This window comes from Acetobacter ghanensis, from assembly GCF_001499675.1.
Taxonomy (GTDB): Bacteria; Pseudomonadota; Alphaproteobacteria; order Acetobacterales; family Acetobacteraceae; genus Acetobacter; species Acetobacter ghanensis.
The window spans coordinates 2,374,669-2,388,284 of the sequence record NZ_LN609302.1 but is presented as its reverse complement, the minus strand read 5'-3'; the positions used below and the strand labels follow the sequence as shown (position 1 = coordinate 2,388,284).

The 13,616-nt window shown below is 59.7% G+C and carries 13 protein-coding genes and 2 tRNA genes; 5 read left to right on the top strand and 10 right to left on the bottom strand.

What is annotated here, in order from left to right; translation table 11 throughout:
- Nucleotides 1-97 precede the first annotated feature (97 nt).
- Complete coding sequence (locus tag AGA_RS11110; protein ID WP_059024845.1) at nt 98-859, top strand: SDR family oxidoreductase; 762 nt, start codon at nt 98-100, stop codon at nt 857-859.
- 113 nt (nt 860-972) lie between these two features.
- Here the strand turns inward: AGA_RS11110 and AGA_RS11105 are convergent, their stop codons facing one another.
- Nucleotides 973-1,443, bottom strand: a complete 471-nt coding sequence (locus AGA_RS11105; protein WP_059024349.1) for a c-type cytochrome — start codon at nt 1,441-1,443, stop codon at nt 973-975.
- A gap of 144 nt (nt 1,444-1,587) precedes the next feature.
- Between AGA_RS11105 and AGA_RS11100 the strand changes: the two genes are divergently transcribed.
- Both AGA_RS11100 and AGA_RS11095 read left to right on the top strand, forming a co-directional pair.
- Nucleotides 1,588-2,703, top strand: coding sequence for a THUMP domain-containing class I SAM-dependent RNA methyltransferase (locus tag AGA_RS11100; protein WP_059024348.1), 1,116 nt, complete (start codon nt 1,588-1,590; stop codon nt 2,701-2,703).
- A gap of 139 nt (nt 2,704-2,842) precedes the next feature.
- Nucleotides 2,843-3,355, top strand: coding sequence for a hypothetical protein (locus tag AGA_RS11095; RefSeq protein ID WP_059024347.1), 513 nt, complete (start codon nt 2,843-2,845; stop codon nt 3,353-3,355).
- A 193-nt stretch (nt 3,356-3,548) separates the two neighbouring features.
- Here AGA_RS11095 and AGA_RS11090 read toward each other — a convergent pair.
- The 8 genes from AGA_RS11090 to AGA_RS11055 form a co-directional block, all read right to left on the bottom strand.
- Nucleotides 3,549-3,624, bottom strand: a tRNA-Phe gene (locus tag AGA_RS11090).
- Between the two features lie 55 nt (nt 3,625-3,679).
- Nucleotides 3,680-3,865: a DNA gyrase inhibitor YacG gene (locus AGA_RS11085; RefSeq protein WP_059024346.1), complete on the bottom strand. Its 186-nt coding sequence runs from the start codon at nt 3,863-3,865 to the stop codon at nt 3,680-3,682.
- On the bottom strand, nt 3,862-4,908 hold the full coding sequence (locus tag AGA_RS11080) for a ribonuclease E/G (protein ID WP_059024844.1): 1,047 nt from the start codon (nt 4,906-4,908) through the stop codon (nt 3,862-3,864). The genes AGA_RS11085 and AGA_RS11080 overlap by 4 nt, the downstream gene beginning before the upstream one ends.
- 35 nt (nt 4,909-4,943) lie before the next feature.
- A complete protein-coding gene (locus AGA_RS11075) occupies nt 4,944-5,576 on the bottom strand; it encodes a Maf family protein (protein WP_059024345.1) in 633 nt (210 codons plus the stop codon).
- A gap of 2 nt (nt 5,577-5,578) precedes the next feature.
- Complete coding sequence (infA, locus tag AGA_RS11070; protein ID WP_003623225.1) at nt 5,579-5,797, bottom strand: translation initiation factor IF-1; 219 nt, start codon at nt 5,795-5,797, stop codon at nt 5,579-5,581.
- 69 nt (nt 5,798-5,866) lie between these two features.
- Complete coding sequence (hisD, locus tag AGA_RS11065) at nt 5,867-7,180, bottom strand: histidinol dehydrogenase (RefSeq protein WP_059024344.1); 1,314 nt, start codon at nt 7,178-7,180, stop codon at nt 5,867-5,869.
- A 20-nt stretch (nt 7,181-7,200) separates the two neighbouring features.
- Nucleotides 7,201-7,926 carry an ATP phosphoribosyltransferase gene (gene hisG, locus AGA_RS11060; RefSeq protein WP_059024343.1) on the bottom strand — a complete coding sequence of 242 codons (726 nt, stop codon included), beginning with the start codon at nt 7,924-7,926 and terminating at the stop codon, nt 7,201-7,203.
- 127 nt (nt 7,927-8,053) lie between these two features.
- Entirely contained in the window at nt 8,054-10,867 is a 2,814-nt protein-coding gene (locus AGA_RS11055; RefSeq protein ID WP_231946137.1) for an Rne/Rng family ribonuclease, read from the bottom strand.
- Nucleotides 10,868-11,432: 565 nt separating this feature from the next.
- Here AGA_RS11055 and AGA_RS11050 point away from each other — a divergent pair.
- On the top strand, nt 11,433-12,281 hold the full coding sequence (locus AGA_RS11050) for an N-acetylmuramoyl-L-alanine amidase family protein (protein ID WP_059024843.1): 849 nt from the start codon (nt 11,433-11,435) through the stop codon (nt 12,279-12,281).
- 104 nt (nt 12,282-12,385) lie between these two features.
- On the opposite strand, the gene AGA_RS11045 is transcribed toward AGA_RS11050, so the two are convergent.
- Nucleotides 12,386-12,472: transfer RNA gene (locus AGA_RS11045), tRNA-Leu, on the bottom strand.
- A gap of 185 nt (nt 12,473-12,657) precedes the next feature.
- Here AGA_RS11045 and AGA_RS11040 point away from each other — a divergent pair.
- Nucleotides 12,658-13,614 (top strand): complex I NDUFA9 subunit family protein, encoded by a 957-nt coding sequence (locus AGA_RS11040; RefSeq protein WP_059024341.1) that lies wholly within the window; start codon nt 12,658-12,660, stop codon nt 13,612-13,614.
- Nucleotides 13,615-13,616: the final 2 nt, after the last annotated feature.

The following is a 13,616-nucleotide window of genomic DNA, read 5'->3' as shown; positions in this document are numbered from 1 at the left end:
GAATAAAAAGAAGAGTGGACTTTTTTGACGGGCATCAAGGCCAAAGGCTTTGCTTTGCGTTTGTAATGATCGGTAGAACAAACCAAGGAGTCAGATGATGACGCGCGTTGCAGGAAAAGTGGCCATTGTAACCGGGGCGGCCAATGGTATTGGCAAGGCCACGGCAATTCTGCTGGCCAAGGAAGGCGCTAAGGTTGTGGTAGCCGACTTGCAGGAAGAAGCAGGGCAGAACACAGTTGCCGAAATTAAGGCCGCTGGGGGCGAGGCTCTGTTTGTTAAACTCAATGTCACGCAGGAAGCAGACTGGCAGAATGCCATAGCCGTTGCGGAAAAGACGTTCGGCAAGCTGGATGTAGCCGTAAACAATGCCGGTATTGCCTATAACGGCACGGTGGAAAGCACCAGTCTGGAAGACTGGCAGCGCGTGCAGTCCATTAACCTGAACAGCGTGTTCCTTGGCACCAAATATGCTGTTGAAGCCATGAAAAAAGTTGGCGCTGGCTCCATTATCAACCTGTCCTCCATTGAAGGGCTGGTGGGCGACCCCACATTGGCCGCCTACAATGCCAGCAAAGGGGGCGTGCGCCTGTTTACCAAGTCCGCAGCTCTGCACTGTGCCAAGTCGGGTTACAAAATCCGGGTTAACTCCGTGCATCCGGGTTACATCTGGACCCCTATGGTGCAGGGGCTGACCAAAGATGCGGCAGAAGCCCGGCAGAAACTGGTGGACCTGCATCCGCTCGGCCATCTGGGTGAACCGAATGATATTGCTTATGGCATTCTGTTTTTGGCGTCGGACGAATCCAAATTCATGACCGGAAGTGAACTGGTTATTGATGGCGGCTATACCGCGCAGTAAGCCCCGTTGTGTTGAACACCCGGCAACAGGTTGTGCCGGGTGCCCAATAAAAAAGCCTCCCGCAACACTGTGCGGGAGGCTTTTTTGCTGTCTGGTCCGACCGTAAGGGCGGCTTATGGCAGCGGGTGTGCTGTGTTGAGCGTATTGCGTTCTTCCAGAACCTGACCCGGCTGCAGGGGTGTGGCGCGGGCGCTTTTGACTTCATCCGCAGTAAAGGCCGGGGCCGAGGCATCGCCCGACAGGGTGGAAACATAGGTCAGAAGGGCAGCAATGTCCTCATCCGACATGGCGGCCATGGAGGGCATGTAACCCATGTAGGATGTGTTGCCTGCCTTCAGGCTGCCTGCCAGACCATTAAGCAGGACATGCATGACGTAGTTCTTGCCTTCCGGGGTGGCTGCAATCTGGTTGATGCGGCCTTTGAGCGGAGGGAACTGCCCCGGCACACCATCACCCGTGCTCTGGTGGCACATGGCGCAATGGGTGGAGAACAGCTGTGCACCATCGGCTGCTGCGTGTGCGTTCCCTGCCAGGCCAGACAGGCCCGCAGTTGCTGCCAGCACAGCCAGAATGGTTTTTTTCATGAAAAGCTCCTGCTTATATCGTTCGGTTTGGCAACAATTATACACGGGTTTGGCAGTACCTCAACACCCGTTGGGCGCAGGCCAGATGGTGGAGCGGAGGAGGATAAAGTTGCCGTCTGGCTGGCTTCCTGCCATTGAGGCGTCATGACGAAAGACAAGGACTTCGAGATATTTCTGGCAACCGTACCGGGCCTGGAATCCGCTCTGTGTGCGGAGGTGCGGCTCAAGGGCTTCAAGCAGCCTGTCGCGGTGCCCGGTGGGGTGGTCATACGCGGCGGATGGCCGCAGGTGTGGCGCGCCAATCTGTGGGTGCGGGGCACCAGCCGGGTCCTTGCCCGTATTGCGTCTTTTCCCGTTGTGCACCTGTCCCAGCTGGACAAACGGGCGTGCCGGGTGCCGTGGCAGACCATCCTGCGGGCAGATGTGCCGTTCAGGGTGGAGGCAAGCTGCGCTGCTTCGCGCGTGTACCATGCCGGGGCTGCCGCGGAACGGATTACCAAAGCGATTACCCAGACATTGGGCGCCCAACAGGCGGATGACGCCCCGGTCGTGGTCAAGGCGCGGATTGAGCAGAACATATGCACCCTGAGTGTGGATACATCGGGCGACCTGTTGCACCGGCGGGGTTACAAACAGGCCGTTAACCGTGCCCCCCTGCGTGAGACAATGGCGGCGCTGTTCCTGCAACAGTGTGGTTATAATGGGCAGGAGCCTGTGCTGGACCCCATGTGTGGGTCTGGCACGTTTGTTATTGAAGCCGTCGAAATAGCCGCGCGCCTTAACCCCGGGCGTGCCCGCCACTTTGCCTTTGAACTGCTGGCAACGTTTGATGAGCAGGCATGGCAGCAGATGCGCGCGGTAAAAAGCCAGCGCACGCCAGAATACCGCTTTTACGGAAGCGACCGGGATGCGGGGGCTGTGGCCATGAGCCAGGCTAATGCGGAACGGGCCGGTGTGCAGGACTATGTAGCGTTCACACAGGCAACGGTGAGTGCGTTGCGGCCACCGCCGGGGCCGGCCGGGTTGGTTATAGCCAACCCACCATACGGCACCCGGATTGGTGACAAGCAGAGTCTAATCCCGCTTTACCGCGCATTGGGGCAGACGTTGCTGACACATTTTTCTGGCTGGCGCGTGGGGATTGTCACAACCGAGGCCAAACTGGCCCATGCAACCGGTCTGCCGTTTTTACCGCCAGAGGCCCCTGTGCCGCATGGTGGCCTGCGTGTTTCATTGTATCGGACTGCTCCCCTGCCATAGGGGGCGGCCTAGCCCTTATGGCCCTATGCAAGGCGGAAGGGCATGACCGTCATGCCGCCAGCCCTCTTTATTTCACGTTGCCGCCTTTATAAGAAAGGGGCCGGATAACACTGGCGTGTCTGGTTGAGGTGCTGGAAGAATGAGCGTGACGTGGGGTGACTTTCAGGCTGTTGTACAGCTTTCCGCGGGGCTCAATGTCGCCATTCTCAGCTTTGTGGACATCAGTCTGCCCGCCATTAAGGAGCGGCGGCGCGTGTTTGCCAAGGCGCGGCAGGAGCTGGATATTCATCGGAAAAATCCACATAAACGCACGGAAGCCGAAATTAAGGCACATACTGACGCGGTGGACGAAGTGGACCGCAAGCTGTTTGACCTGTGGCGTGAGACCTCGGCCTTTGAAAGCATTGAGGATTCCCTGCTCAAATCAACCGGGGTTCTGGGTTTTTGTGGGGCGGTGCTCAGCATTGGCCTGCTCTGGTATTCTGCCCTGCATTACGATGCGCCCATTCTGTTTATGGGGGAACTTCTGACCGTTGTGTCATTCGGTTCGCTCCTCGGCGCTTTTCTGATCAATTACTTCACCGCATCCAAGGCATCGCAGTATGCCAAGCGGTGTAATGACCTGCGCACCCATATGCGCTTGCATCTTTAGGCACGCTAGCGCGCATTACTAAAGACAAAGCGGGCTGATTGAGCGTGGTCAGCCTTTATCCGGGTCGTATTTTACAAAAGGCTCCGGCGTAGCACTGTATGAACGCATACAGGAACAACGTCTGGCTTTGCCAAAATCTGTTTTATTTTTTTAGGGAGTTTTTATTTTACTGCCAGAAAAGGAGGCAAGTAAATGGTGCCCAAGACCGGGATCGAACCAGTGACACTGCGATTTTCAGTCGCATGCTCTACCAACTGAGCTACTTGGGCACCGCAACCTTGCGGTGTGAGAGAGGATTTATCTCAGCTGGCTGATGAGATCAAGTCATGTTTCATCATTTATTTCAGCTTTTTCGTTTTCCCCGTTCGGAACCGGCTCTCCCGGAATGCGGTAGGCACCACCAAACCAGCGGCCAAGGTCCACATCCGCGCAACGCTGGGAGCAGAAGGGCCGGTATTCGGGGGCGGAGGGTTTGCCGCAGATCGGGCATTTTGCAGATTTGGTCGTCATTTATCCTGAACCGTCCATGTAAAATCGGGCAGGGCAAGGTCCGTGTGCAGGCTTAACGGTCTGCCAAGCTGGCGGCCACAGTCCGCCATGGCCTCGGGGTCCTGCTCCAGTGCCCGAATAATACCAGAACCACCGCAAATCCGGTGTGTGTGTGGAGCGTGCGCCAGAATGTGCCGTAACACGCGCAGGGCGCGCCCATGTGGACTGTTCAGCAGCTCGGGCAGGGATGGGTAAATACGCGCCCGCACAATTTCGATCAGCCCCAGACCTGTGACACCCAGACAACGCGGGTGGAGGGGGTCCGGTTTAAGGGCTTCGTTAACCGGAGCCAGTAGGGCCTGACGCTTGCGGGTGGCAAGGCCAGCCGGGTCTATTAGAATAGCGCCGGACAGGTTGCGTAGCCGAATCTGGCGCATAAGCGTGGGCAGGGCATCGCGGTTGGCGGCAAACTGTGCTGTCTGCTTGGGGCGGCCTGTTTGCGCAGGCGGGGCGTCCATATCAATCGCAATGAGGGCTGGGGTGGGCGTAATGGTGGCTTCCATGCCGCCGGGTAGTGGCACCACGGGGTCTTCCAGCGCATCACACGCAGCGGCGATGGCCTCGGGGTAGGGAGTAAAGCCCTGTGCGCGTCTTGCGCGTAAGGAGGGCGGGATATGGGCCGCAGCGGCTGGTGTGTCCACCACCACTGTTGCCGTGGGCCATAGCGCGGCCAGACGGGCCAGCGGCGTGGGGCCGGGGGTTATCAACCCCTTTTTATCGGATGCAACATCAGGAGCTAACAGGCGCAGGCGCACGCCTTTGCCACCCTGCGCTGCGCGGCTGACCTCCACAGTTACGGCCTGTCCTTCGGTCAGTTGGGGCGCACCGTTCTGGAGGGGTAAAAAGCCGCTCTGGTCGGCACCAAGGGCTACAAACGCGCCGCCGATGCCGGGGGTCAACGCCTCTATGCGGGCATGGTACACATTGCCTACCATATCCGGCGCGGCTGGACGCCAGAGGGCAAAATCCAGCAGCGTATCGTTTTTGGTAACGGCAATGCGCATTTCGCCCGGAAAGGTGGCAATGCGCAGGAACAGACTCACGCTAGCCAGCCACCGGGTTGCCCACGTAGCAGTTGGGCTGTTTCAAACAGGGGGAGGCCAATAACGGCCGAGGCACTGCCGGACAAGGCGCGTATAAAGCCTGCGGCATGGCCTTGCAGAGCGTAGCCACCGGCCTTGCCAGACCAGTCTCCGGCATCCAGCAGGGCATCAATCTGATATGGCGTGAGGCGGGAGAAGGTCACAGCGGTTTCCACCAACCGTGCCCCGTGCCGTCCCTGTGCCCAACTGGCGGTGGGTGCCACCACAACGGATGTCAGCACCGTATGCCGCCTGCCGGACAGGTGCTCAAGGCAGTAGCGCGCCGTGTCCCGGTCCTCCGCCTTGGGCAGGATGCGGCGGCCAAGAGCGACAACCGTATCGGCAGCCAGAACCAGAGCCGGTTCCGTTAGTGTGCTGGCAATGGCGTGGGCTTTTTGGGCGGCCATACGCTGGGCATACACCCGGGGGACCTCACCTTTGGCGGGTGTTTCGTCAATATTGGCTGGCAGAACGCGGTCGGGCACAAGCCCGATCTGCGCCAGCAGGGCAATACGCCGTGGCGAGGCGGATGCCAGAACCAGAAGGGGGGCTATATTCCGCCCCGCTTGTAACTGGTCAGAGGACGTCATGCTTACTTGAAGCGGAAGGTGATACGACCTTTGGACAGGTCATAAGGGGTCATTTCCACATTCACCCGGTCACCTGCCAGAACGCGAATACGGTTCTTGCGCATCTTGCCGCTGGTATGGGCAAGAATAACGTGTTCGTTGTCCAGCTTTACGCGGAACATGGCATTAGGCAGCAGTTCTGTAACTGTGCCGCTGAATTCGATCATGTCTTCTTTAGACATTGCATCCTTCGTGTATGTTAAAACTGACGGAAGTTTGGTCAGAAGGTATGGTTGAGGGGCGCTTGGCGGTCAAGCATTAGGTGTCTGCGCTGCCAGAGCATCCAGCCGGGCAGAAACGCTAAGGGCGTGGGCCTCCAGCCCTTCTGCATGGGCAAGAGCCACGGCGGAAGGGCCAATCCGGCGCAGGGCGTCTGGCCCACCGGAAAGAAAAGTGGTGCGCTTCATAAAGTCGTAAACCGACAGGCCAGAGGCAAAGCGCGCTGTGCGTGATGTGGGCAGAACGTGGTTGGGGCCACCTACGTAGTCCCCCACGGCTTCGGGGCAGAATCGGCCAAGGAATGCCGCTCCCGCGTGACGTACGTGGGCAAACAGAGCCTCTGGCTCATCCACCATCAGTTCCAGATGTTCGGGGGCCAGACGGTTGGCAAGCTCCACGGCCTCCAGCAGATCCCGCGCTACCAGCACAGCGCCATTGCGCTCCCAACTGGCGCTGGCAATGGCTGTACGGGTGAGCACTTTAAGCTCGGCTTTGACTGCCTGTATAACCGTGTCGGCAAAGGCTGCATCCGGGGTAATCAGGGTGGCCTGCGCCAGTTCATCATGCTCGGCCTGTGCCAACAGGTCGAGTGCGATCAGGCGCGGGTCAGACCCCGAATCGGCAATGACGACCACATCGGACGGGCCTGCAATGCTATCAATCCCCACATGGCCAAAGACCTGCCGTTTGGCTTCGGCCACATAGGCGTTGCCGGGGCCAACAATACGGTCCACGGGGCGGATGGTCTGTGTGCCATAGGCCATGGCACCCACGGCCTGTGCCCCACCCACACGGTAGATTTCGGTCACGCCGGCACGGTCGGCTGCGGCCAGAACCAGCGGGTTGATAACCCCGTCTGGCGTTGGCACGCACATGGCCAGCCGTTTGACCCCTGCGACCTTGGCGGGAATGGCGTTCATCAGCACGGAGGACGGATACGCTGCCTTGCCGCCGGGAACGTACAGGCCTGCTGCATCCAGCGGAATCCAGCGCAGACCCAAGGTCATGCCCGCGTCATCCGTATAACGCATGTCCGATGGGAGCTGCTTTTGGTGGAAGGTCTCAATCCGTTGGGCGGCGACATCGAGCGCGTCCAGCAGTTCGGGGCTGACCTGTGCTTTGGCCTGCGCTACTTCCTGTGCGGTAAAAGCCAGTTTTTCCGGTGTTACAGGCAGACGGTCAAAACGTTCGGTCAATGCACAGAGGGCAGCATCGCCCTCCTTGCGGACAGAGGCCAGAATGTTGGCAACGGGGCCGGTGACTTCCTGCCCCTGTTCCTCCCGGTTGGTTAGCAGTGCGCTAAAAGCACTTTCAAAACCAGCATCACGCGTATCAAGCCGTTTCATGGAATCCGATCTGCCTTACATTATTCCGCAGCGGTCGTGGTTCCCGCCAGCGCATTGCGGAAGCGGGAGAGAATGCCGTCAATCTGGTCGGGGCGGGTTTTGAGCGCCGTGCGGTTGATGATCAGACGGCTGGAAACCTGAGCAATGGTCTCAACCTCTTTCAGCCCGTTGGCGCGCAGGGTGGAACCCGTGTCCACCAGGTCCACAATCAGGCGGGAAAGGCCAAGCATGGGTGCCAGTTCCATAGCCCCATGCAGGTGTACAATGGTTGCGTTAATACCGCGTGCCGCAAAAAAGCGGCGGGTGATGGCTGGGTACTTGGTTGCGACCCGCACCTCCGACCAGCGCGCCCATTCCTGCGGGTCGTGCGGCAGGTGGGCAGGCTGGGCCACGGCAATGCGGCAGGCCCCAATGCCCAGATCAAGCGGTGCATAAATTTCGGGGTAGTCAAATTCCATCAGCACGTCGGAACCGCAGATGCCAACCTGTGCACCGCCAGCGGCAACAAACGTGGCGACGTCAAACGATCGGACGCGCACAATATCCACACCGGGGTCTTCTGTGGAAAAGCGCAGCTTGCGGCTGCTGTCCCCCAGACAATCGGCCGAAGGGGCCATGCCCGTGCCTGCCATAAGGGGGGTTACGGCTTTGAGAATACGCCCTTTGGGTAGGGCCAGAACCATTTGTCCGTCATGGCCCGAACCAAGCGCGTTGGCGGTCTGGCGGTCTGAAAGGGACTGGTTCATGTAAACTCCGGCAGGCAAGGCATTGAAATGCAGCCTGCTCTCCTAACACAACGTGGCCGGGAAGAAAAACCGGCAGCCTGTATTCTGGGTGGAAGAAATGCCTCCCACCCAGAATACAATGCGGGTTTTAGCGTTTCCACCAGCCCGTGCGGCGGCGGGTGGCGGGCGGGCTGTCCTCAATCACGATAGGCTGCACCAGAGGCTCGGCCTTTTCTTCCGTGGGAGCAGCAGGTGCCGCTGTGGCTTCGGCCGCAGGAGCGGTGTCCTTGCTGGTCTTGCGCGTTGTGCGGCGGCGGGTCGGCTTTTTGGGTTCGGCCTGCTCAGCACTTTGCGGGGCCTCGGGGGCATCCTGCACCGTTTCTGCTGCCGTGTCTGCCGCAGCGGCCTTGCTGCGCGTTGTACGGCGGCGAGTTGGCTTTTTGGGCGCGGCCTCGGCGGCGACGTCCGTATCAGCCTTCGGGGTGGCTTCGGGTGTTGCTTCCGGCGCTTCCTCGGCGCTCACACTTGGGGCTTCTGCCTTTTTGGCAGCAGCCGTCTTGCGTGTTGTGCGGCGGCGGGTGGGCTTGGCAGGGGCCGCAGGTGCCTCAACCTCAGCCGGAGCTTCCGCCTGCGAAGCAGGAGCGGGGGCCTCGACAACCACATCCGTACGGACAACTTCCTTGACTGCGGGGGCAGGGGCAGATTTGGTCTGCACGCTGTTTTCCAGCAGTTCAAAAATGTCTGGTCCGTCACCAAACGGGTTGGCCGGGGTTGGGCCTGTCCATACCGCGCGCTGCGGACGGGGGGTTGGGCCTTCCTCAATGGTAACGCGCTGCTCCGTAGCCGATTCGGTGTTCTGGCGCTGCACGCGGGAGTGGCGGGTCCTGCGGCGACCGGGCACAAGGTGCCCATCCGCTGCGTCCTGCTGTGCGGCAACGGGTGCAGCCGGAGCGGCATCGTCTGTTGCAGGTGCCGCGTTTTCGGCCTCGTCCGCGCCTTCCGTCGGAGCAGATGTGCCGTTTTGGCCCTGTGCCGCGGCGTTGCCGTTGCCATTCCCGTTACCCCCACGACGGCGGCGACGGCGGCGGCGACGACGTGGCTCTTCATCCCCCGTAGCGGCTTCTGCTGTTTCCGGAACAGGCGTCGCTGGCGTGTCGGCGGTTGGTGCCGCAGCAATTGCGGGTGTGTCCACGTCCACGTTTTCAACCGGCGGCAGTTGCTGCTGGGCAGCCTGTGCCGGGCGGGCATGACCACGCCGCTCAATGCGGATTTCCGGCGCAGGCAGTGTGTTGTCCGGGGAGAACAGCACTTCCATCTGGTGGCGCTGCTCGATGTTGGCCAGCCAGTCCCGTTTGTTGTTGAGGATGTAGAACGCAATTTCGGCCGCCACATGCACCGTAATGGCGGAGGCACGGCGGCGTGCGCCTTCCTCTTCCACGGAGCGCAGCACATGCAGTGCGGAGCTTTCCACGCTGCGGGTCATGCCGGTACCGTTGCAGTGCGGGCAAACCGTAAAGGCAGCTTCCGCCACAGAGGGGCGGAGCCTCTGGCGGGACATTTCCAACAGCCCGAAGTGCGATATGGAGCCGATCTGGATACGGGCGCGGTCATGGCGCAGCGCGTCCTTGAGGCGGCGTTCGATTGTGGCGTTGTGGCGGCGGGATTCCATGTCAATAAAGTCAATGACAATCAACCCGGCCAGATCGCGCAGGCGGAGCTGGCGGGCCACTTCATCCGCTGCTTCCTGATTGGTGCGGAAGGCGGTTTCTTCAATATTGCGCTGGTTGGTGGCCTTGCCGGAGTTCACGTCAATGGCGACCAGCGCTTCGGTCTGGTTGATAACCAGATACCCGCCCGACCGGAGCGACACCACCGGGGAGAACATGGCATCCAGATGCCCTTCTACGTGGTAGTGGGTGAAGAGGGGCTGGTGCTCCTTGCTCCACAGGCGCACTTTTTCGGCGTGCTGAGGCATGAGCATACGCATGAAGTCACGTGCTGCTTTCCACCCGCTCTCACCATCCACCACGATCTCGCTCACATCCCGCGTGTACACATCGCGGATGGCGCGTTTGACCAGACTGGCTTCCTCGTAAATCAGAGCCGGAGCCATGGACTGGAGCGTATGCTCGCGAATGTCGTCCCATAGATGAAGCAGATATTCGCAGTCCCGCGTAATTTCGGGGCCGGGGCGCTGGGCACCTGCGGTCCGCACAATCATGGCCATGCCGCGGGGCAGGTTCAGGCTGCTCACAATGTCGCGCAGGCGGCGGCGGTCGGCCACGGAGGTAATCTTGCGCGAAACCCCACCACCACGCAGGGCGTTGGGCATAAGCACGCAGTAACGGCCAGCGAGCGAGACGTAGGTGGTGAGCGCAGCACCCTTGTTGCCGCGTTCTTCCTTAACGACCTGCACCAGCAGAACCTGACGGCGGCGGATAACTTCCTGAATACGGTAATTGCGCAGGAAGCGGGCAATGCGCTTCTGAATAAGGGCTTCTTCGCCGGTGTCGGTCTCACCGCTTACGTATTCAGGCGTGTCCTGCTGGTCTTCACCGTCTTCGCGTGTTTCGGCATCCGCTGTGTTGCGGGCTTCGTTCTGCTCGGTGTCGTCAGCGTTGCTGGAAGCATCGTCCTCATCGGAGTCGGCCGCGCCGTCCTCCATCAGGTTTTCTTCTTCCGCCTGCAGGGCCAGCAGCTTTTCACGGTCGGCAACCGGAATCTGGTAATAGTCCGGGTGGATTTCGCTAAAGGCAAGAAAGCCGTGCCGGTTGCCACCATATTCAACAAAGGCGGCCTGCAGGCTGGGCTCTACGCGAATAACGCGGGCTAGGTAGATATTGCCTTTGAGCTGCTTTTTTGCAGCAGATTCAACATCATAATCTTCAAGTCTATTTCCATCCATCACAACAACACGCGTTTCTTCTGCGTGTGTTGCGTCGATCAGCATCCGCTTTGACATAAAAAGAAAAACTCCGGTGCGCTGGTGGCCAGCCTGAGCGGCGCTTTTGCCAACGTGGCGCAGCACGGAGCAGGGGCGCTTCCAGCGGATATAAACAGGCGTGAACAGGAAAACCGAAGGTGCCTGCAAGGCCCGCTGGTAGCCGCGTGCCAGTGCCCGGCAGGCATACGGATGCCTGTGGTCTGGCCGAGATACTCAGGGCAATGGGGCGAGCTATGGTCTTGTATCCTTCAGTCATCGCTTAATTAAGGCTTTTGGGCGTAAGGTGGTGGCGGATAATGCCGCGCAGACACAACGTCCAAAAGAAAAAACAAGCAGGGCGCACGGCAGGTACACTCATGCCCAGATGCCATGCACATTAAGCATGGCCCAAATACCGCAAGACTGCAAGCTATTCGTAATAAAGGCTTTGGGCTGTAAATGAGTGGTTATTTTTTTGCCATTTTTCGGGCACACTTGTTACCATAGAAAACTAGGTATGAAGGCGCGCTTTATGGCACCGCACAGGCCGGACCAGGTACGGTCGGACACGCTTCTGCTGCATCCATCATCCTCGCATCAACCCATGCTGCGCAGAAATATCCTGTCCGGCGTGGCTCTTGGTGCCGTGGCTGGGGGTGTGCTGGCTTGCGGTGGCGGGGCAGCCCTTGCACGCACTGTTGCGGGTGGCAAAAAGGTGCCCGTTCATGCGCCAGCCGTGGTTGGGCGGGCAGCGCCCCCCAAGCCGCTCGTCATGCTGGACCCTGGGCATGGGGGGAAGGACCCCGGAGCCATTGGTTTTTCTGGAACATATGAAAAGCATGTGGCTGAGGCTGCCGCACAGGAGCTTTCGCGTCAGTTGTTGGCGACCGGGCGGTACCGTGTGGCGCTTACACGTACCAGTGACCATTTTATTCCGCTTGGTGGCAGGGTGGATATGGCCCAGCAGCATGGTGCATCGCTCTTTATTTCCATGCACGCGGATGCGTTGCACAATGCCAGTGTAAGGGGCGCAAGCGTGTACACCCATGCGCATGGCGCGTCCGATAGCCAGACGGCGGATCTGGCCCGGACTGAAAACAGCGCAGACCGGTTTGGTGGTCCCATGGTGCATGGGGCCTCGCCCGAGGTGCAGCGTATTCTGGCCAGTTTGGTAACGGAAGAAACGCGCAAGGGGTCTTCCCACATGGCGCAGGCTGTTGTGACGGCTTTTCAGTCCCGCGTGCAGCTTTTAACGCATCCGCATCGCCATGCTGCGTTTGCCGTTCTCAAATCCGCCCAGATTCCTTCTGTTCTGGTGGAAATGGGCTTTATGTCCAATCGGCTGGATGAGGCTGCTTTGCGGCAGGCGGGGCATAGGGCCATGGTGGCGGGCGCTATGTGCCGGGCAGTTAATCTATATTTTGCATCGGCTGGGGCAGGGCTTGCGGGCTAGAATGTTGCTATGCCCGGCGGCTTGGTGAGGCTGCGGGGCCCTGAAAAAGCAGAAGCCCCCTTGCGGGGGCTGCTTGACTTAGTAAATTCTTTGGAAGAAGAATTTGGTGCCCAGAAGAAGACTCGAACTTCCACGACCTTTCGGCCACAGGTACCTGAAACCTGCGCGTCTACCAATTCCGCCATCTGGGCTCAAATGGCAACCCGGAGTGTTCTGGGCTGGTGAAGAGGCATTTACCCCGCAGGCCTGCTAGCGTCAACAGGTAAAATGATTTTTTTTGACGAATTTGTGTCAGCCCCTGCTCTGGCCTGTTCGGAATGAATGCAACACAGTGCGTGTGGCGTGCAGAACGCAGGGTATTAAAAGGGATACGGGCATGAGTGGAAACAGAATTGCTGCCGTGCTGGGTGGGAACGGCTTTGTAGGGCAATACGTTGTGCAGTGTCTGGCGCAGGCCGGATACATGGTGCGGGTTGCCAGTAGGCGGCCAGATCTGGGGGCTTTGCTGCGGCCTATGGGGCGCGTGGGGCAGGTTGCGCCGTTTTATGCCTCCGTGCTGGACGATAGCACTGTTGCCTGCGTGGTGCGTGGGGCCGAGGTTGTGGTTAATCTTGCAGCGGTTCTGTCTTCTTCCTCCTCGCAGAGTTTGCAGGCGGTCAATGTGGAGGGCGCAGGGCGTGTTGCCCGGTTGGCGGCGGAGGCGGGGGGTGCCCGCTATGTCCATATGTCTGCGCTCGGTGCGTCGGATACGGCGCCATCGGCTTACGGGCGCAGTCGTGCAGCGGGGGAGGCTTTGGTGCGGCAATATCGCCCGGATGCCTCCATTGTTCGTCCTTCTGTTATCTTTGGGCCGGAAGATAAATTTTTTAATCTATTTGGGGCTTTGGCCCGCTATGCGCCCTTTATGCCGGTTTATGGGGCAACCACGCGCGTGCAGCCTGTTTATGTGGGTGATGTGGCGCAGGTTGTGGCGCGTCTGGCCACTACGCCGGACCTTGCTGGTCGTGTCTGGCAGTTGGGTGGTCCAGAGGTCATGACCATGCAGGACATTGCCGCCTTTACCTTGCAGCAGACGCAGCGGAATAAGCCCATTGTGCGCGTGCCAGATGTGGTGGCGCGGTTACAGGCGGCTGTTCTGGAACGCCTGCCGGGCAAAATGCTAACGCGTGACCAGTTGCTCATGCTCTCGCAGGATAATGTTGTGTCGCCTGCGGAATCGGGGTTTGAGGTGCTGGGTATTGTGCCGCAGAGCGTGCGGGCCTGTGTACCATTTTATTTGGAGCGGTATAGGGCTGGCGGTGGGCAATCTGGCGTTTTTGTTCCGCAGCGGTAGGT

Coding starts and splice junctions, on each gene's coding strand:
- AGA_RS11110 (WP_059024845.1), top strand. CDS start 98: ATGACGCGCGTTGCAGGAAAAGTGGCCATTGTAACCGGGGCGGCCAAT.
- AGA_RS11105 (WP_059024349.1), bottom strand. CDS start 1,443: ATGAAAAAAACCATTCTGGCTGTGCTGGCAGCAACTGCGGGCCTGTCT.
- AGA_RS11085 (WP_059024346.1), bottom strand. CDS start 3,865: ATGACGACCAAATCTGCAAAATGCCCGATCTGCGGCAAACCCTCCGCC.
- AGA_RS11075 (WP_059024345.1), bottom strand. CDS start 5,576: ATGACGTCCTCTGACCAGTTACAAGCGGGGCGGAATATAGCCCCCCTT.
- AGA_RS11080 (WP_059024844.1), bottom strand. CDS start 4,908: ATGCGCATTGCCGTTACCAAAAACGATACGCTGCTGGATTTTGCCCTC.
- infA (WP_003623225.1), bottom strand. CDS start 5,797: ATGTCTAAAGAAGACATGATCGAATTCAGCGGCACAGTTACAGAACTG.
- hisG (WP_059024343.1), bottom strand. CDS start 7,926: ATGAACCAGTCCCTTTCAGACCGCCAGACCGCCAACGCGCTTGGTTCG.
- hisD (WP_059024344.1), bottom strand. CDS start 7,180: ATGAAACGGCTTGATACGCGTGATGCTGGTTTTGAAAGTGCTTTTAGC.
- AGA_RS11050 (WP_059024843.1), top strand. CDS start 11,433: ATGCTGCGCAGAAATATCCTGTCCGGCGTGGCTCTTGGTGCCGTGGCT.
- AGA_RS11040 (WP_059024341.1), top strand. CDS start 12,658: ATGAGTGGAAACAGAATTGCTGCCGTGCTGGGTGGGAACGGCTTTGTA.
- AGA_RS11055 (WP_231946137.1), bottom strand. CDS start 10,867: ATGTCAAAGCGGATGCTGATCGACGCAACACACGCAGAAGAAACGCGT.
- AGA_RS11100 (WP_059024348.1), top strand. CDS start 1,588: ATGACGAAAGACAAGGACTTCGAGATATTTCTGGCAACCGTACCGGGC.
- AGA_RS11095 (WP_059024347.1), top strand. CDS start 2,843: ATGAGCGTGACGTGGGGTGACTTTCAGGCTGTTGTACAGCTTTCCGCG.